Genomic DNA, 16,968 nt, shown 5'->3' with positions numbered 1-16,968 from the left:
GGGGTGAAGCATGGGCAACGATCCTCGGTTACCCCGTTTTGCCGATTGCCATGACCCATTCTGGCCACGGGTGGACCTCGGCAGGCTGCGTGAGCGCCTGAACCTGCAGCGGCCTGTCAGTGAGGCTGCGCTGGAAGTGGCCGCACGCTGCGCCGCCATCGACGCGGCACGCGAATTCGCGCGCTGGCGGGCGGTGTTGCGAGAACGGGGCTACAAGCGCCTCGAGGATGTGGCCGGGCATGACCATGGGCGTGCATTGCGGGTGTGCTACATCCGCTTTGTCGAAGCAGCGGTCATGCATAACCTGGGCTCGGCGGGCTACCTGGCCGCTGCACACCGAGGGGCTGCCCATGACTGAAGAATCTGTTTTCGACAGCCTGGCCCGGGCGCTGGTTGAGTTGCTGGGCGTGGATGGCAACGTATTGTTCGCCGCGCTGCTGGGGGCTTTGCTGGTGAGCGCGGCGCGCGACCGGTTGATCACCAACAAGGCCAGGCGCCTGACACTGGGCAAGAAACTTTTGCTGGTGTTCGTTACCGTGGGGGTGGGCCACCTGTTCGAGCCGCTGGTTTCGTCACTGATGCCCTTGCTGAGCCGCGGCATGGCGGGGTTCGTGGCTGCCGTGGTGGTGATCCCCATCAGCCTCAAGGTGATGGTCTGGCTGGATACGCTGGACCCGCGCGAACTCATTCAGCGCTGGCGCCGCCGGGGCTAGCCGCTGGCGGCATTGGGCGAACGACTGGTCAGCGCGCTCAATTGCCGTTCCAGCTGCTGGATGCGCTGTTTGTCCTGGACCAGCAGGAGAACGGCCTGGCGATCGGCAAGCGACAGGGTGCGCAGGCGCGCGAGCATGTCCTGTTCCCAGCCTTCGTTGTCCAGGCCTGCGCGATTTCGTTCGGGCTCACCCAGCAGAAGCCAGTCCAGTGAGCATGCATACTGCCTGGCGATGTCTATGCAAAGTGAATAAGGAATGCTGTCGCGCACCTTCCAGCTGCTCAATGTCTGCGGGCTGATCGAAAGCGCTCTGGACAGCTCGGCGTCAGATTCCGTAGCGGTCAGAAGCTTCAGTCTGGTCAGAACCGAAGCAAGTACTTGGGTACTCATAACAAATATCCATGACTGGTTTAATGATATTCCATGGGCTTAAACTACTCGTTATGAATACAGCCCTGCGTTTTAAGGAGCATTCCTGCAATGAGAAGCATCAAACTGAAGAATACACCTATACATGCAGCCAATACTGACAAAACCGGAAGACTATTCTCACAGAGGGTAAGCCTGAACAATGCTTGCAGGTACTTGCCGTGAGTACATACAAGCTGGTTTGCCCGCATTGCCACAGCCGGATGCGCATACGCACCAGTGAAGGGCGTCATATTTTCCTGCGGATCGCCTATTTGCAATGCACCAACGAGGCATGTGGCTGGTCGGTGCGCGCCGAGTTCGAAATGACCCATGAACTCTCGCCCAGCGGCATGCCCAACCCGGAAGTGTACCTGCCCTCTGCCAATGGTGATTTACGCAAGGCAGCGCTGCCGGGGGCCGTCCAGGACAAATCTGATGAATGAGCCTTCAAGCTCACGGATGAAAAGCGCGCAGATAAAAAAACACCCCGCATGAGCGGGGTGTCTTGTCTTGCCAGGGCGATCAGCCGATCAGTTGCAGGCCGGCTTGCTGAACCATTTCCAGCAGCGGTTGCGGGTACACACCCAGCACGAACGCGAGAATGGCGATGGCCAGCAGCATGACGCCACCGGTGCGCTGTTCCCACTTCAGCGGAGCGTCGTGACGACGCAGGTTCGGCTCGACCAGGTACAGGGTGACCATGACGCGCAGGTAGTAGTAGACGCCGATGGCACTACCGATCACCAGGGCACCGACCAGCCACCACAGGTGCGACTCGACGCCGGTGGCGATGATGTAGAACTTGCCGATGAAGCCGGCGGTCAGCGGAATGCCCGCCAGCGACAGCATCATCACGGTCAGCACCGCAGTCAGGTACGGACGGCGCCAGAACAGGCCGCGGTACTCGTACAGTGCATCGGCGTCACGGCCGCCGTAAGGCGAGGACATCAGGGTGATGACGCCGAAGGCGCCCAGGCTGGTGATCACGTAGGTGACCAGGTACACACCCATGGCTTCCAGGGCCAGGCCCTTGCTGGCGACCAGGGCGATGACCAGGTAACCGAAGTGGGCGATGGACGAATAACCCAGCAGGCGCTTGAGGTTGCTCTGGGTCAGTGCCAGCAGGTTGCCGATCAGGATCGAGGCCACGGCAATCACCGCCAGAACGGTGCTCAGCACGCCGCTGCTGGCAGCAGGGGAGAGCATGAACAGGCGCACGACAACGGCGAACACCGCAACCTTGCTGGCGGTGGCCAGGAAGGCGGCGACCGGTGCCGGGGCGCCTTCGTATACGTCCGGGGTCCACAGGTGGAAAGGTACCAGCGACAGCTTGAAGGCCAGGCCGACCAGCATCATGCCCAGGCCCAGCTGGGCCACCAGGCTTGGCATGCTGGTGGCGGCCAGGGCCTTGCCGATCTGGTCGAAGCTCAGGCTGCCGGCGTCGGCGTACAGCAGGGCCATGCCGAACAGCAGGAAGGCCGAGCCTGCGGCCGACAGCACCATGTACTTGATGCCGGCTTCCAGCGAGCGCTTGTTGAAGAAGGCATACGCCACCAGGCCGTAGACCGGTACCGACAGCAGCTCCAGGCCGATGAACAGGCCGGCCAGGTGGTTGGCGCTGACCAGCACCAGGCCACCGAGAGCCGACATCAGCAGCAGCAGGTACAGTTCTTCACGGTTGCCCGGGAAGCCCTTGGAGCCTTCGCCGAGGTAGGCGTGGGCGAGGGTGACGCAGGCCAGCGTCGCCACCAGGATGATCGCCATGTACAGGCAGGCGAACTTGTCGATGGTAATCAGCGGGGTGACCGCCAGCGGCGCAACCTTCAGCGCCGGAAGGATCGACAGCAGGGCCAGGTTGAGGCCCACGGTGGACAGCAGGAAGGTCTGCGAGTGGTTGCGCTTCCAGGCGATCGCCAGCATCACCACCACTGTGGTGATGGTGGTGATCAGCATCGGCGCCAATGCGATGAAGTGTTGAGTGGTGAATTCCATAGCGCTCTTACCGGGCCGAAGCGAGTTGAGTGAAAGCGGAACCGAGCCACTGCTGCACACCACTCATGGTGGCGGCAGAGGTGTCGAGGAACGGCTGCGGATACACGCCCAGCAGGATCAGCAGTACCGCCAGGCCCAGGACCATGATCAGCTCGCGACCGTCCATGCCGGCCAGCACGGTATCGGTCTTGGCCGGACCGAAGTAGGCGCGGTGGATCATGATCAGCGAGTACACCGAACCGAACACCAGGCCAGTGGTGGCGATCACGGTGATCCACGGCACGCTGGCGAAGCTGCCGATCAGGATCAGGAACTCGCCGACGAAGTTGCCGGTACCGGGCAGGCCCAGGGAGGCGGCTGCGAAGAACAGGCTGATGGCCGGCAGGTAGGCGATGCGGTGCCACAGGCCACCCATCTGGCGCATGTCACGGGTGTGCAGGCGCTCGTACAGCTGGCCAGCCAGGATGAACAGCGCGGCAGCGGACAGGCCGTGGGCCAGCATCTGGATCACCGCGCCTTGCAGGGCCTGCTGGCTGCCGGAGTAGATACCGATCAGTACGAAGCCCATGTGCGAGACGCTGGAGAAGGCGACCAGGCGCTTGATGTCGGTTTGCGCAAAGGCCAGGAAGGCACCGTAGAAGATACCGATCAGGCCCAGGGTCATGGCGATTGGCGCGAACTCGGCCGAAGCGTTCGGGAACAGCGGCAGGGCGAAGCGCAGTAGGCCGTAGGCCGCAGTCTTCAACAAGATACCGGCCAAGTCCACGGAGCCTGCGGTCGGCGCCTGGGCGTGAGCGTCAGGCAGCCAGGAGTGGAACGGCACCACCGGCAGCTTCACCGCGAAGGCGATGAAGAAGCCCAGCATCAGCAGGTATTCGGTACCGGCTGGCAGCTCGGCCTTGAGCAGGTCGCTGTAGTTGAAGGTGATCACGCCGGTGTTGGTGTAGTTGACCAGCACCAGGCCGAGAATCGCCACCAACATGATCAGGCCGCTGGCCTGGGTGAAGATGAAGAACTTGGTCGCCGCGTAGATCCGGGTCTTCTTGCCGTCCGCGGAGCTGTGACCCCAGAGCGCGATGAGGAAGTACATCGGCACCAGCATCATTTCCCAGAAGAAGAAGAACAGGAACAGGTCCAGGGCAAGGAACACACCGACCACGCCGCCGAGAATCCACATCAGGTTGAGGTGGAAGAAGCCGACGTGACGCTGGATCTCTTTCCAGGAGCACAGTACTGACAGCACACCGAGCAGGCCGGTGAGCAGGATCATCAGCAGCGACAGGCCGTCGAGGGCCAGGTGGATGCTGATGCCGAAGCGCTGGATCCACTGGACTTTGTATTCCAGGGCCCAGGCAGGCTCGGCGCCCGGAGCGGGGGCCAGGGTGTAGTCGCCGTTACCCCACAGCCACAGGCCGATGCCGAGCAGCAGGGACATGGTCAGCAGCGCGATCCAGCGCGGCAGGGTGGCGCCGAAGCGCTCACCCAGCCAGCACAGGAAGCCGCCGATGAAGGGGATCAGGATCAGCCAAGGCAAAATCATGACGGGTTCGTTTCCTTTTGCAGGGTCGCAAGGTTCGCAAGGTTCATGGTCATACCGCGGCCACTACCACAGCGCCGAGTACCAGCACTGCGCCAACGGCTATCGAAGCGGTGTACCAGCGCAGCTGGCCGGTCTCGGTCTTGCTCATGGCGACGTGGCCGCCGCGAGCCAGGCGAGGGATCAGGCCGATGCTGCGGTCAACCGGGTCCTTGCGCAGGATGTGGCTGATCAGCAGGTAAGGTTTGACGAACAGCTTGTCGTAGATCCAGTCGAAGCCCCAGGCGGCGAACCACCAGGCCGACAGGACACGGCCGATACCGCTGTTGGCGATGGCGCTGACGAAGCGGCGCTTGCCCAGGAACAGCAGGGCCGACAGCAGGATACCGGCGATGGCGATGGCGCCCGAAGTGAGCTCCAGCGCGTGCTTGGCTTCGCCACCAGCGTGGCCGGCGCTTTCAGGCAACACACCTGCCAGCGGCGGGGTGATCCAGGCGCCGACGAAAGTCGACAGCACGATCAGCACGCCCAGCGGCAGCCAGTGGCTGATGCCGTGGCCAGCGTGGGCTTCGGTCTTGGCTTCGCCGTGGAAGGCGATGAAGATCAGGCGGAAGGTGTACAGCGAGGTCATGAACGCACCGACCAGGCCGGCATACAGCAGGCCGGTGTTGCCACTGGCGAAGGCTTCCCAGAGGATCTCGTCCTTGGAGTAGAAGCCCACGGTCACGATCGGCAGGGCAGCCAGGGCAGCGCCACCGACCACGAAGCTGGCGTAGGCCAGCGGCAATTTCTTCCACAGGCCACCCATCTTGAAGATGTCTTGCTCGTGGTGGCAGGCAACGATCACCGCACCGGAGGCAAGGAACAGCAGGGCCTTGAAGAAGGCGTGGGTCATCAGGTGGAAGATCGCCGCGTCCCAGGCGCCAACGCCCAGGGCCAGGAACATGTAGCCGATCTGGCTCATTGTCGAGTAGGCGAGGATACGCTTGATGTCGGTCTGCACCAGCGCGGCGAAGCCGGCCAGTACCAGGGTCACGCCACCGACCACGCCTACCAGGTGCAGGATGTCCGGTGCCAGCAGGAACAGGCCGTTGGTACGAGCGATCAGGTACACGCCCGCGGTCACCATGGTTGCCGCGTGGATCAGTGCGGAGACCGGAGTTGGGCCGGCCATCGCGTCGGCCAGCCAGGTCTGCAGTGGCAGCTGGGCCGATTTACCGACCGCACCACCCAGCAGCATCAGGGTTGCCAGCACCATCCAGGTGTCGCCAGCCTGGAACTTCTGCGGTGCCAGCACCAGCAGTTCCTGCACGTTCAGGGTACCCAGCTGGACGAACAGGATGAACAGGCCGATGGCCATGAACACGTCGCCGATACGGGTGACGATGAATGCCTTGAGTGCCGCGTTACCGTTGTTGCGGTTGCTGTAGTAGAAACCGATCAACAGGTACGAGCACAGGCCCACGCCTTCCCAGCCAAAGTAGATGAACAGCAGGTTGTCGCCCAGCACCAGGAACAGCATGCTGGCGATGAACAGGTTGGTGTACGCGAAGAAACGCGAGTAGCCGGCTTCGCCACGCATGTACCAGGAGGCGAACAGGTGGATCAGGAAGCCGACACCGGTGACCACGCCGAGCATGGTGACCGACAGGCCGTCCAGGTACAGGGTGAAGTTCGGCGCGAAGCCGTCCACCGACATCCACTGCCACAGCAGCTGGCTGTACGTGCCGCCTTCAGGCGGGGCGACGTTGAATTGCCAGATGACGTAGGCGGCAACGGCGGCCGAAAGGCCTACCGAGCCGACGCCGATCAGGGCGGAAAGGTTCTCCGAGAACCGCCCGCGCGAGAACGACAGCAGCAGGAAGCCGACGAGGGGGAAGACGAAAGTCAGGAAGAGAAGGTTCATCCGCGCATCTCACTGGCAGCATCGATGTCGAGAGTGTGGAAGCGGCGATACAGCTGCAGCAGGATGGCCAAGCCAATACTGGCTTCGGCGGCTGCCAGGCTGATCACCAGAATGAACATCACCTGGCCGTCGGGCTGGACCCAACGGGCACCGGCGACGACGAACGCCAGGGCAGAGGCGTTCATCATGACTTCCAGGCTCATGAGCACGAAGAGGATGTTGCGGCGGACCATCAGGCCAACCAGACCTAAGCAGAACAGGATGCCGGCGACCGCCAGACCATGCTCGAGAGGGATAGCACCCATGATTTACTCCTTCGCCTCGTTGCGGCCCAGGTGGAAGGCGGTGACGGCCGCGGCCAGCAGCAGCATCGAAGCCAGTTCGACCACCAGCAGGTAAGGGCCGAACAGGCTGATGCCGACTTCTTTCGGGCCCACGGTGGTACCGCTGATGCCGGCGCCGCTCGGGGTGACGAACAGCACGTACAGCAGCTCCAGCAGCAGCAGGGCGGCGAGGATCACCGGCCCGGCCCAGATGCCGGGCTTGAGCCAGCCCCGTTCCTGGGCGACCGAAGCCGGCCCGAGGTTGAGCATCATCACCACGAACACGAACAGCACCATGATGGCGCCGGCGTAGGCGATCACTTCCAGGGCGCCGGCGAACGGCGCACCCAGGGCGAAGAAGATCATGGCCACGGAAATCAGCGAAATGATCAGGTAAAGCAAGGCGTGCACAGGGTTGGTGCCGGTCACCACCCGAAGGGTGGAGACCACGGCGATCCCGGATGCGAAGTAGAAAGCGAATTCCATCTTTCTGTCCTTATGGGAGCAAGCTCTTCACGTTGATCGGCTCGGCTTCGTTCTGCGCAGCGCCCTTCGGCTTGCCAGCGATTGCCATACCCGCAACACGGTAGAAGTTGTAGTCAGGGTTCTTGCCGGGGCCGGAGATCAGCAGATCTTCTTTCTCGTACACCAGGTCCTGACGCTTGAACTCGGCCATTTCGAAATCCGGAGTCAGCTGGATCGCGGTGGTCGGGCACGCTTCTTCACACAGGCCGCAGAAGATGCAGCGCGAGAAGTTGATGCGGAAGAACTCCGGGTACCAGCGGCCGTCCTCGGTCTCGGCCTTCTGCAGCGAGATGCAGCCGACCGGGCAGGCCACCGCGCAGAGGTTGCACGCTACGCAGCGCTCCTCGCCGTCGGGGTCGCGGGTGAGGACGATGCGGCCGCGGTAGCGCGGCGGCAGGTACACGGGTTCTTCGGGATACTGCAGGGTGTCGCGCTTGCGGAACCCGTGGGAGAACACCATTGCCAGGCTGCGCAGCTGGGTGCCGGTGCCCTTAACGATGTCGCCGATATACTTGAACATGGGTCAAATCCTCACTGGGCCGCGACGGCTGGCGTGTTGTAGAGCACGATCGCAGCGGTCACCAGCAAATTGATCAGGGTCAGCGGCAGGCAGAACTTCCAGCTGAAGTCCATCACCTGGTCATAGCGTGGGCGCGGGATCGAGGCGCGCAGCAGGATGAACAGCATGATGAAGAACGCGGTCTTCAGCGCGAACCACAGGAACGACAGTTGCGGCAGGATGCCGAACGGGCCGTGCCAGCCACCGAAGAACAGGGTTACCAGCAGCGCCGAGATGAGGATGATGCCGATGTATTCACCGACGAAGAACATGCCCCATTTCATGCCGGCATACTCGATGTGGTAGCCGTCGGCCAGTTCCTGCTCCGCTTCTGGCTGGTCGAACGGGTGACGGTGAGTCACGGCGACGCCAGCGATGAAGAAGGTGCAGAAGCCGAAGAACTGCGGAATGATGAACCACAGGTTCTGGGCCTGGTATTCAACGATGTCGCGCATGTTGAACGAACCCACCTGCACCACCACGCCCATCAGCGCCAGGCCCAGGAACACTTCGTACGACACGGTCTGTGCCGAGGCACGCAAGCTGCCCAGCAGGGCGTACTTGTTGTTCGACGACCAGCCGGCGAACAGCACCGCGTAGACCGACAGGCCGGCCATGGCGAAGAAGAACAGCAGGCCGATGTTCAGGTCGGCGACGCCCCAGGTCGGGGTGATCGGGATGACCACGAAGGCGATCAGCAGTGCGCTCATGGCCACTACCGGTGCCAGGGTAAAGATCACGCGGTCGACGAAGGGCGGGTTCCAGTCTTCCTTGAAGAACATCTTCAGCATGTCGGCAGCGATCTGGAACATGCCGAACGGGCCGACGCGGTTCGGACCGTAACGGTCCTGCCACCAGCCCAGCAGACGGCGCTCGACGAAGCTGAGCAGCGCGCCGCAGACCACCACCGCCAGCAGGACCACGATGGCCCGCAGCACGGAGAGGATCACATCGATCACTTCGGGGGTGAACCAGCTCATTGTGCTGCCTCCTGCAGACCTTCGACGGATGCACCGAAGATGGCAGGCGGAATGCCGGCCAGGCCTTTCGGCAACGCGACCAGGCCAGCGCCCAGCTCTTCATTGATGCGCAGCGGCAGGCGCAGGGCCACACCGCCCACGTTCAGGCTCAGCAGGGCACCGTCGTTGACGCCCAGACGGTCGGCTTCGGACTTGGCCAAGGCCACATAGGCTGCCGGGATGCGTTCTTGCACCGGGGCGGCGCGCGAGGAGCTCTCTTCGCTGCCGAACAGGTGGAAGAACGGCACGGCAGTCCAGGTGCCACGGGCTGGGTTGAAGGCGCCCGGAATGGCGTTGAACCAGTGCAGACGGTCGCCTTGCGATTCGATCAGGCGCACGCCCGGGTCACCGGCACGCAGGTGACCGCCGACCTCGTCCTGGAACTTGTTCCAGGCCTGCGGCGAGTTCCAGCCCGGCGACCAGGCGAACGGAACCTGCTGGCGCGGTTCGGCCGAACCCGAGTAGCCTTCCATGGAGAAGGCGAACGCAGTGTCCTTGTCTTGCGGGGTGCGTGGCTCGTGCACGCTGATGTTGGCGCGCATGGCGGTACGGCCGGAGTAGCGCAGCGGCTCACGGGCCAGTTTCAAGCCCTTGATGCGGAATGCGGCGCCTGGTGCGGCGTTGACGATGCCGGCCAGTTGCGGGACGGCTTCGGCGCAGGCGCTGGTGACGTGGTCCAGCTGGGTCCAGTCGACTGGCTTGTTCAGCAGGGTGGCACGCAGGGCGTGCATCCAGCGCCAGCCTTCGTGGATCTGGATGCTGCTGTCCAGGTACTGCGGGTCGAAGACCTGGAAGAAGCGCTGGGCACGGCCTTCCTGACTGACCAGGGTACCGTCGCCTTCCGCGAACGAGGCAGCCGGCAGCACCAGGTGGGCGCGGTCGACAGTCGGGGTTTTCGAGTGGTCGGCAACGATCACTACCTTGGCTGCGGCCAGGGCTGCATCGACCTTGGCGGCTGGTACGCGGGTGTACAGGTCGTTTTCCAGTACGACGATGGCATCGGCCTTGCCGCTGATGACCGCGTCCAGCGCGGCATCGACCGACTCGCCACCGAGCATGGCCAAGCCGAGGCTGTTGGCTTCAGGCACCACCAGGCTCAGCGAGCCGTTCTTCTCGCGCAGTTTCAGCGCTTTGGCGATGTTGGCGGCGGCTTCGATCAGCGCCGGGTCGGCCAGCGAGGTACCGGCTACGACCAGTGGGCGCTTGGCTGCGACCAGGGCGTCGGCGATGCGCTGGGCCAGGGCTTTCGCTTCGGCGTCCAGGCCTTCGACGGCAGGGGCGCTCGGGTCGATGGCGTGGGCCACGGCGAAACCGATACGGGCCAGGTCGGCCGGGGCGGCGTGCACGCATTCTTCGGCGACGTCGTCCAGCTTGGTTTCAGCCAGCGAAGCGATGAACAGCGGGTACAGCGCGTGCTGGCCGATGTTCTTCACGGCGGCGTCGAGCCACGGTTGCACCTTCATTGCTTCGGCCATGGCCTCGGCCTTGCCCTTGGTGGCCTGGCGCACGGCCAGGGCAACGCGGGCAGCGGTCTGGGTCAGGTCTTCACCAAGCACGAACACGGCGTCGTGATCTTCGATGTCGCGCAGGGTCGGGACCGGCAGCGGGCTGTTGTTCAGCACGTTCAGGGCCAGGCGCACGCGGGCCAGTTCGCCGGCTTCCATGCCCGAGTAGAAGTACTCGGCACCGACCAGTTCACGCAGGCCGTAGTTGCTTTCCAGGCTGGCGCGTGGCGAGCCGATACCGACGATGGTACGGCCGCGCAGCAGGTCGGCAGCCTTGTCCAGGGCGGCGTCCAGGCCCAGCTTGGTGCCGTCGGCCAGGTGTGGCTGGCGTGGGCGATCCTTGCGGTTGACGTAGCCATAGCCGAAGCGGCCGCGGTCGCACAGGAAGTACTGGTTGACCGAACCGTTGAAACGGTTTTCCACCCGACGCAGTTCGCCGTAGCGCTCGCCCGGGCTGATGTTGCAGCCGCTGGAGCAGCCGTGGCAGATGCTCGGGGCAAACTGCATGTCCCACTTGCGGTTGTAGCGCTCGGAGTGGGTCTTGTCGGTGAACACGCCGGTCGGGCAGACCTCGGTCAGGTTGCCGGAGAATTCGCTTTCCAGCACGCCGTCTTCGACGCGGCCGAAGTACACGTTGTCGTGGGCGCCGTAAACGCCCAGGTCGGTGCCACCGGCATAGTCCTTGTAGTAACGCACGCAGCGGTAACAGGCGATGCAGCGGTTCATCTCATGGGCGATGAACGGGCCGAGGTCCTGGTTCTGGTGGGTACGCTTGGTGAAACGGTAGCGGCGCTCGTTGTGGCCGGTCATTACCGTCATGTCCTGCAGGTGGCAGTGACCGCCTTCCTCGCACACCGGGCAGTCGTGCGGGTGGTTGGTCATCAGCCATTCGACGACGCTGGCGCGGAACGCCTTGGACTCTTCATCGTCGATGGAGATCCAGGTGCCGTCGGAGGCAGGGGTCATGCAGGACATGACGATACGACCGCGGGTGTCGTTCTCGTCGGTGTACTGCTTGACCGCGCACTGCCGGCAGGCACCAACGCTACCAAGCGCCGGGTGCCAGCAGAAATAAGGGATGTCGAGGCCGAGCGACAGACAGGCCTGTAACAGGTTGTCTGCACCGTTGACTTCGAGCGCTTTGCCGTCTACGTGGATAGTGGCCATTGTTCAAAGTTCTTCGTTGGCCCGCGTGAGCGGGCGTGGCTAATGGAAATCGGTGAGCTTGCGACACGCCACGATTTCTCGGGCCTGCCGGCAAGCTGGCGAGTGGCACGGACCACCCGCCTCAATCATCTTGTTATGCGCCGACCACGATCGGCTTGGCCAGGTTGGGGCGCAGGGCATCGCCAGCCGCAGCGGGAGCGACACCGGCCTCGAACTCGGACCGGAAGTATTTGATGGCACTGCCCAGCGGCTCGACGGCACCCGGTGCATGAGCACAGAAGGTACGGCCAGGGCCGAGGAAGTTGACCAGGCCCAGCAGCGTCTCGATGTCTTCGGCGCGGCCCTGACCTTTTTCCAGTGCGCGCAGCATCTTCACGCTCCACGGCAGGCCGTCACGGCATGGGGTGCACCAGCCGCACGACTCGCGGGCAAAGAACTCTTCCATGTTGCGCAGCAGCGAAACCATGTTGATGCTGTCGTCCACCGCCATGGCCAGACCGGTACCCATGCGGGTGCCGACCTTGGCGATGCCGCCGGCGTACATCTGCGCGTCGAGGTGCTCGGGCAGCAGGAAGCCGGTACCGGCGCCGCCTGGCTGCCAGCACTTGAGCTTGAAGCCGTCGCGCATGCCGCCGGCATAATCCTCGAACAGTTCGCGGGCGGTCACGCCGAACGGCAATTCCCACAGGCCCGGGTTCTTCACCTTGCCAGAGAAGCCCATAAGCTTGGTGCCGTGGTCTTCGCTGCCTTCGCGGGCCAGCGACTTGTACCAGTCGTTGCCGTTGGCGACGATGGCCGGGACGTTGCACAGGGTTTCGACGTTGTTCACGCAAGTCGGCTTGCCCCACACGCCAACGGCGGCAGGGAAGGGCGGCTTGGAGCGCGGGTTGGCGCGACGGCCTTCCAGCGAGTTGATCAGTGCGGTTTCTTCACCGCAGATGTAGCGGCCGGCACCGGTGTGCACGAACAGCTCGAAATCGAAACCGCTGCCGAGGATGTTCTTGCCCAGCAGGCCGGCGGCCTTGGCTTCCTCGATGGCGCGGTTGAGGTTCTTCGCTGCGGTGGTGTATTCGCCACGCAGGAAGATGTAGCCACGGTAGGCCTTCAGGGCGCGGGCGCTGATCAGCATGCCCTCGACCAGCAGATGGGGCTGTTGCTCCATCAGCATGCGGTCCTTCCAGGTGTTCGGCTCCATTTCGTCCGCATTGCACAGCAGGTAGCGGATGTTCATGGATTCGTCTTTGGGCATCAGGCCCCACTTCACGCCAGTGGGGAAGCCTGCACCACCGCGACCCTTGAGGCCGGAGTCCTTGACGCTTTGCACGATGTCGTCGGCCGACATTTGCGCCAGCGCCTTGCGGGCGGCAGCGTAGCCGTTCTTCGATTCGTACTCGGCAAGCCAGACCGGCTCGCCGTCGTCACGCAGGCGCCAGGTCAGCGGGTGGGTTTCGGCCGTGCGCGCGATGCGGTTGGCCGGGCCGAAGGAAGTAATGGTCATACGTAACCCTCCAGCAGTTTGGAAACGCCAGCCGGCTGCACGTCACCGAAAGTGTCGTCGTCGATCATCAGCGCCGGGGCCTTGTCGCAGTTGCCCAGGCAGCATACCGGCAGCAGGGTGAAGCGCCCGTCGGCGGTGGTCTGGCCCAGGCCGATGCCCAGTTCGCTCTGGATCTGGCTGACCACGGATTCATGGCCGCCGATGTAGCAGACCATGCTGTCGCACACGCGGATGATGTGGCGGCCGACCGGCTGACGGAAGATCTGGCTGTAGAAGGTGGCGACACCTTCGACGTCGCTGGCCGGGATACCCAGTACTTCGCCGATGGCGTGAATGGCGCCGTCCGGCACCCAGCCACGTTCCTTCTGGACGATCTTCAGGGCTTCGATGGACGCCGCGCGCGGGTCCTCGTAGTGATGCATTTCGTGCTCGATGGCCGAGCGCTCGGTTTCGCTCAGGGCGAAACGGTCTGTCTGGATAAGCGTGCTGTTCATGCTTAGCGGTCCACGTCAGCCATAACGAAGTCGATACTGCCCAGGTACGCAATGAGGTCGGCGACCATGCTGCCTTTGATCACCGAAGGGATCTGCTGCAGGTGCGGGTAGCTCGGGGTACGGATCCGGGTGCGGTAGCTCATGGTGCCGCCATCGCTCGTCAGGTAGTAACTGTTGATGCCCTTGGTCGCCTCGATCATCTGGAACGACTCGTTGGCCGGCATGACCGGGCCCCACGAGACTTGCAGGAAGTGCGTGATCAGGGTTTCGATGTGCTGCAGGGTGCGCTCTTTCGGCGGCGGCGTGGTCAGCGGATGATCCGCCTTGTACGGGCCTTCCGGCATGTTGCGCAGGCACTGGTCGATGATGCGGATACTCTGGCGCATCTCCTCGACACGGACCATGCAGCGATCGTAGGCATCGCCGTTGTGGGCCAGCGGTACTTCGAACTCGAAGTTCTCGTAGCCGGAGTAGGGGCGGGCTTTGCGCAGGTCGAAGTCGCAACCGGTGGCACGCAGGCCGGCACCGGTGGTACCCCAGGCCAGCGCTTCCTTGGTGTTGTACGCGGCAACGCCGATGGTACGGCCCTTGAGGATGCTGTTCTGCAGGGCGGCCTTTTCGTACTCGTCGAGGCGCTTGGGCAGCCATTCGACGAAGTCCTTGACCAGCTTGTCCCAGCCGCGCGGCAGGTCGTGGGCGACGCCACCGATGCGGTACCAGGCCGGGTGCAGGCGGAAACCGGTAATCGCTTCGATCACGGTGTAGGCGCGCTGGCGGTCGGTGAAGGTGAAGAACACCGGGGTCATGGCGCCGACGTCCTGGATGTAGGTACCCAGGAACAGCAGGTGGCTGGTGATACGGAAGAACTCGGCCAGCATCACGCGGATGGTGTCGACCTTCTGTGGCACCTTGATGCCGGCCAGCTTCTCGACCGCGAGCACGTACGGCAGGTTGTTCATCACCCCGCCGAGATAGTCGATACGGTCGGTGTAGGGGATGAAGCTGTGCCAGGATTGGCGTTCGGCCATTTTCTCGGCGCCACGGTGGTGGTAGCCGATGTCCGGTACGCAGTCGACGATCTCTTCGCCGTCCAGCTGCAGGACAATACGGAAGGCACCGTGCGCGGAAGGGTGGTTGGGGCCGAGGTTGAGGAACATGTAGTCCTCGTTCGCGCCCTGGCGCTTCATGCCCCAGGCTTCCGGGTTGAAGCGTGCCGATTCCTCTTCAAGCTGCTGCTTGGCCAGGGTCAGGCTGTAGGGATCGAACTCGGTGGCGCGGGCCGGGTAGTCCTTGCGCAGAGGGTGGCCTTCCCAGGTGGGCGGCATCATGATGCGGCTGAGGTGCGGGTGGCCGGCAAAGTCGATGCCGAACATGTCCCAGACTTCGCGCTCGTACCAGTTGGCGTTCGGCCAGATACCGGTCACGGTCGGCAGGTTCAGATCGCCTTCGCTGAGCGACACCTTGATCATCACATCGCTGTTACGCTCGATCGACAGCAGGTGGTAGAACACGCTGAAGTCGGCGGCTGGCAGGCCGCGACGCTGGGTGCGCAGGCGCTCGTCGACGCCGTGCAGGTCGTACAGCATGCTGTACGGTTTGGCCACGCCGCGCAGGAAGCTGAGCACTTCCTTGAGCTGCTCGCGCTTGACCCACAGCACGGGCATGCCGGTGCGGGTTTCCTGGGCGACGAATGCTTCGGCGCCAAAACGGTTATGCAGTTCGACGACCACATCCTGGTCGTCAGCCTTGTAGGGCGGAATGAAAATAGCGTTGTCCGCTGTCATGGTCTCGGTCGCTTTGGGTCAACGTTAAGAATGAAGCCAGGCCGCCGGCTCCAGGGGAGCGGGCGGCAGGTCGCTGGATCAGACTTCGTCGGGGCTGCGCAGGTTGGTTACTGCAATGCGCTGCTCACGACGCAGGTCTTTCTGGGCTGGCATCTCGGCACGGTAAATACCTTGATCACCAACAACCCAGGAAAGCGGGCGTCGTTCTTGGCCGATCGACTCCTGCAGCAGCATCAAGCCTTGCAGGAAAGCCTCAGGGCGTGGCGGGCAGCCAGGCACATAGACGTCCACGGGGAGGAACTTGTCGACCCCCTGAACGACCGAGTAGATGTCGTACATGCCGCCGGAGTTGGCGCACGAACCCATGGAGATGACCCATTTCGGTTCGAGCATCTGCTCGTACAGGCGCTGGATGATCGGCGCCATTTTGACGAAGCAGGTACCGGCGATGACCATGAAGTCGGCCTGACGCGGCGAGGCCCGGATGACTTCGGCGCCGAAGCGGGCGATGTCGTGGGGTGCCGTGAAGGCCGTGGTCATTTCCACGTAGCAGCAGGACAGGCCGAAGTTGTACGGCCAGAGGGAGTTCTTGCGACCCCAGTTGACCGCGCCACGCAGCACATCTTCAAGCTTGCCCATGAAGATGTTCTTGTGGACCTGGTCCTCCAGCAGTTGGTCGGTGACGGTTTCCCGTTCACCGACCGGGTACTGCTCGTTGGGCGCATCCGGATCGATTCTGGTGAGATTGTATTGCATGCCAAAGCCTCATTGTTTCAGCTTCGCTTGCCGCTTGCGGCGACCTTCGGGAGCCCAATCAAGTGCCCCGACGCGCCATAGGTAGACAAGACCAGCCAACAGAATTGCTATGAAAACGAGTGCTTCGACGAATCCGGTCCAGCCGCTTTCGCGGACGGACACAGACCATGCAAAGAGAAAGAGGGCTTCGATATCGAAGATCACGAACAGCATCGCGACCAGATAGAATTTGGCGGATAGGCGCAGGCGGGCGCTGCCGACGGGCAGCATGCCGGATTCGAAGGGTTCGTTCTTGGCGCGCCCCCAGGCCTTGCTACCGAGCAGGCTGGACAGGCCGAGCATGAAGGCGCACAGGCCGACGACACCCAGGAGGAAGATGGCAAAGCCCCAGTTGTGGGCGATGAGTCCTGCCGAATCGGACATGCTAGAGATCCTTATACAGAGACCCAGCTCTGCAGTCTGAAATAAGTGTAGAGCGGCGACCTGGTGTCGCACATGCAGTGACCAAATGTCGCAGCTGAATCAATCGCGCTGATTTTATGGGTAAACCCCGTGCAAGTAAAATTTCTGTCGCAAAATTATTCGTAGGATTAAGTACAAAACCTGCGTCTAACTGGCTGAAAGCCTTGATATTCGGGCATTGCGCGCGTTTTTGTTAATTATGTTTCTTGCGGCGGGTAACGAATTGCAAGTTTCGTAATGATAATTAATATCATTTGGCCTGAGGCCTGATATTTCTTCTGTTCTGCGCCTTGTAAAGTTCATCTGGCGATTCCCTCT

Annotated in this window: 17 protein-coding genes; 3 read left to right on the top strand and 14 right to left on the bottom strand. The window is 62.9% G+C overall.

Annotated features, from left to right (window positions below):
• Positions 1 to 10 precede the first annotated feature (10 nt).
• Both V3314_RS21450 and V3314_RS21445 read left to right on the top strand, forming a co-directional pair.
• On the top strand, positions 11 to 358 hold the full coding sequence (locus V3314_RS21450; protein WP_046615585.1) for a head completion/stabilization protein: 348 nt from the start codon (positions 11 to 13) through the stop codon (positions 356 to 358).
• Complete coding sequence (locus V3314_RS21445) at positions 351 to 713, top strand: hypothetical protein (protein ID WP_338459618.1); 363 nt, start codon at positions 351 to 353, stop codon at positions 711 to 713. The genes V3314_RS21450 and V3314_RS21445 overlap by 8 nt, the downstream gene beginning before the upstream one ends.
• Here the strand turns inward: V3314_RS21445 and V3314_RS21440 are convergent.
• Positions 710 to 1,102 (bottom strand): helix-turn-helix domain-containing protein, encoded by a 393-nt coding sequence (locus V3314_RS21440; protein WP_196173985.1) that lies wholly within the window; start codon positions 1,100 to 1,102, stop codon positions 710 to 712. The genes V3314_RS21445 and V3314_RS21440 overlap by 4 nt on opposite strands.
• A gap of 200 nt (positions 1,103 to 1,302) precedes the next feature.
• Here V3314_RS21440 and V3314_RS21435 point away from each other — a divergent pair, with 200 nt between their 5' ends.
• Positions 1,303 to 1,566, top strand: coding sequence for an ogr/Delta-like zinc finger family protein (locus tag V3314_RS21435; protein WP_046615588.1), 264 nt, complete (start codon positions 1,303 to 1,305; stop codon positions 1,564 to 1,566).
• A gap of 79 nt (positions 1,567 to 1,645) precedes the next feature.
• Here the strand turns inward: V3314_RS21435 and nuoN are convergent, their stop codons facing one another.
• The 13 genes from nuoN to V3314_RS21370 form a co-directional block, all read right to left on the bottom strand.
• Entirely contained in the window at positions 1,646 to 3,115 is a 1,470-nt protein-coding gene (gene nuoN / locus V3314_RS21430; RefSeq protein WP_025339926.1) for an NADH-quinone oxidoreductase subunit NuoN, read from the bottom strand.
• A gap of 7 nt (positions 3,116 to 3,122) precedes the next feature.
• Positions 3,123 to 4,655: an NADH-quinone oxidoreductase subunit M gene (gene nuoM / locus V3314_RS21425; protein ID WP_046615589.1), complete on the bottom strand. Its 1,533-nt coding sequence runs from the start codon at positions 4,653 to 4,655 to the stop codon at positions 3,123 to 3,125.
• 49 nt (positions 4,656 to 4,704) lie between these two features.
• Positions 4,705 to 6,558 (bottom strand): NADH-quinone oxidoreductase subunit L, encoded by a 1,854-nt coding sequence (gene nuoL, locus V3314_RS21420; protein WP_338459617.1) that lies wholly within the window; start codon positions 6,556 to 6,558, stop codon positions 4,705 to 4,707.
• The gene (gene nuoK / locus V3314_RS21415; RefSeq protein ID WP_003251446.1) at positions 6,555 to 6,863 is read right to left on the bottom strand and encodes an NADH-quinone oxidoreductase subunit NuoK; all 309 of its coding nucleotides are present in this window, start codon (positions 6,861 to 6,863) and stop codon (positions 6,555 to 6,557) included. The genes nuoL and nuoK overlap by 4 nt, the downstream gene beginning before the upstream one ends.
• A gap of 3 nt (positions 6,864 to 6,866) precedes the next feature.
• On the bottom strand, positions 6,867 to 7,367 hold the full coding sequence (gene nuoJ, locus V3314_RS21410; RefSeq protein WP_003261007.1) for an NADH-quinone oxidoreductase subunit J: 501 nt from the start codon (positions 7,365 to 7,367) through the stop codon (positions 6,867 to 6,869).
• 10 nt (positions 7,368 to 7,377) lie between these two features.
• Positions 7,378 to 7,926 (bottom strand): NADH-quinone oxidoreductase subunit NuoI, encoded by a 549-nt coding sequence (gene nuoI, locus V3314_RS21405; protein ID WP_016488223.1) that lies wholly within the window; start codon positions 7,924 to 7,926, stop codon positions 7,378 to 7,380.
• 11 nt (positions 7,927 to 7,937) lie between these two features.
• Positions 7,938 to 8,945, bottom strand: coding sequence for an NADH-quinone oxidoreductase subunit NuoH (nuoH, locus tag V3314_RS21400; protein ID WP_028632275.1), 1,008 nt, complete (start codon positions 8,943 to 8,945; stop codon positions 7,938 to 7,940).
• Positions 8,942 to 11,656, bottom strand: coding sequence for an NADH-quinone oxidoreductase subunit NuoG (gene nuoG / locus V3314_RS21395; RefSeq protein ID WP_085602200.1), 2,715 nt, complete (start codon positions 11,654 to 11,656; stop codon positions 8,942 to 8,944). Before nuoG ends, nuoH begins: the two co-directional genes overlap by 4 nt.
• 133 nt (positions 11,657 to 11,789) lie before the next feature.
• Positions 11,790 to 13,154, bottom strand: coding sequence for an NADH-quinone oxidoreductase subunit NuoF (gene nuoF, locus V3314_RS21390; RefSeq protein ID WP_085602199.1), 1,365 nt, complete (start codon positions 13,152 to 13,154; stop codon positions 11,790 to 11,792).
• Complete coding sequence (gene nuoE, locus V3314_RS21385; protein ID WP_003251433.1) at positions 13,151 to 13,648, bottom strand: NADH-quinone oxidoreductase subunit NuoE; 498 nt, start codon at positions 13,646 to 13,648, stop codon at positions 13,151 to 13,153. Before nuoE ends, nuoF begins: the two co-directional genes overlap by 4 nt.
• 2 nt (positions 13,649 to 13,650) lie before the next feature.
• Positions 13,651 to 15,432, bottom strand: a complete 1,782-nt coding sequence (nuoC, locus tag V3314_RS21380; RefSeq protein WP_013973384.1) for an NADH-quinone oxidoreductase subunit C/D — start codon at positions 15,430 to 15,432, stop codon at positions 13,651 to 13,653.
• A 78-nt stretch (positions 15,433 to 15,510) separates the two neighbouring features.
• The gene (locus V3314_RS21375) at positions 15,511 to 16,188 is read right to left on the bottom strand and encodes an NADH-quinone oxidoreductase subunit B (protein ID WP_003251429.1); all 678 of its coding nucleotides are present in this window, start codon (positions 16,186 to 16,188) and stop codon (positions 15,511 to 15,513) included.
• 9 nt (positions 16,189 to 16,197) lie between these two features.
• Entirely contained in the window at positions 16,198 to 16,611 is a 414-nt protein-coding gene (locus V3314_RS21370) for an NADH-quinone oxidoreductase subunit A (protein WP_003251427.1), read from the bottom strand.
• Positions 16,612 to 16,968 lie beyond the last annotated feature (357 nt).

The sequence above is a fragment of the Pseudomonas sp. TE3-3-F2023 genome, from assembly GCF_036784815.1.
Lineage (GTDB): Bacteria > Pseudomonadota > Gammaproteobacteria > Pseudomonadales > Pseudomonadaceae > Aquipseudomonas > Aquipseudomonas pudica.
Note: the sequence above shows the minus strand (reverse complement) of the source record. Positions and strands in the feature narration are given on the sequence as shown.

What these genes read in the sequence shown, in the direction of transcription:
- V3314_RS21450 (WP_046615585.1), top strand. Translation starts at nt 11, where the DNA reads ATGGGCAACGATCCTCGGTTACCCCGTTTTGCCGATTGCCATGACCCA.
- V3314_RS21445 (WP_338459618.1), top strand. Translation starts at nt 351, where the DNA reads ATGACTGAAGAATCTGTTTTCGACAGCCTGGCCCGGGCGCTGGTTGAG.
- V3314_RS21440 (WP_196173985.1), bottom strand. Translation starts at nt 1,102, where the DNA reads ATGAGTACCCAAGTACTTGCTTCGGTTCTGACCAGACTGAAGCTTCTG.
- nuoN (WP_025339926.1), bottom strand. Translation starts at nt 3,115, where the DNA reads ATGGAATTCACCACTCAACACTTCATCGCATTGGCGCCGATGCTGATC.
- nuoM (WP_046615589.1), bottom strand. Translation starts at nt 4,655, where the DNA reads ATGATTTTGCCTTGGCTGATCCTGATCCCCTTCATCGGCGGCTTCCTG.
- nuoL (WP_338459617.1), bottom strand. Translation starts at nt 6,558, where the DNA reads ATGAACCTTCTCTTCCTGACTTTCGTCTTCCCCCTCGTCGGCTTCCTG.
- nuoK (WP_003251446.1), bottom strand. Translation starts at nt 6,863, where the DNA reads ATGGGTGCTATCCCTCTCGAGCATGGTCTGGCGGTCGCCGGCATCCTG.
- nuoJ (WP_003261007.1), bottom strand. Translation starts at nt 7,367, where the DNA reads ATGGAATTCGCTTTCTACTTCGCATCCGGGATCGCCGTGGTCTCCACC.
- nuoI (WP_016488223.1), bottom strand. Translation starts at nt 7,926, where the DNA reads ATGTTCAAGTATATCGGCGACATCGTTAAGGGCACCGGCACCCAGCTG.
- nuoH (WP_028632275.1), bottom strand. Translation starts at nt 8,945, where the DNA reads ATGAGCTGGTTCACCCCCGAAGTGATCGATGTGATCCTCTCCGTGCTG.
- nuoG (WP_085602200.1), bottom strand. Translation starts at nt 11,656, where the DNA reads ATGGCCACTATCCACGTAGACGGCAAAGCGCTCGAAGTCAACGGTGCA.
- nuoF (WP_085602199.1), bottom strand. Translation starts at nt 13,154, where the DNA reads ATGACCATTACTTCCTTCGGCCCGGCCAACCGCATCGCGCGCACGGCC.
- nuoE (WP_003251433.1), bottom strand. Translation starts at nt 13,648, where the DNA reads ATGAACAGCACGCTTATCCAGACAGACCGTTTCGCCCTGAGCGAAACC.
- nuoC (WP_013973384.1), bottom strand. Translation starts at nt 15,432, where the DNA reads ATGACAGCGGACAACGCTATTTTCATTCCGCCCTACAAGGCTGACGAC.
- V3314_RS21375 (WP_003251429.1), bottom strand. Translation starts at nt 16,188, where the DNA reads ATGCAATACAATCTCACCAGAATCGATCCGGATGCGCCCAACGAGCAG.
- V3314_RS21370 (WP_003251427.1), bottom strand. Translation starts at nt 16,611, where the DNA reads ATGTCCGATTCGGCAGGACTCATCGCCCACAACTGGGGCTTTGCCATC.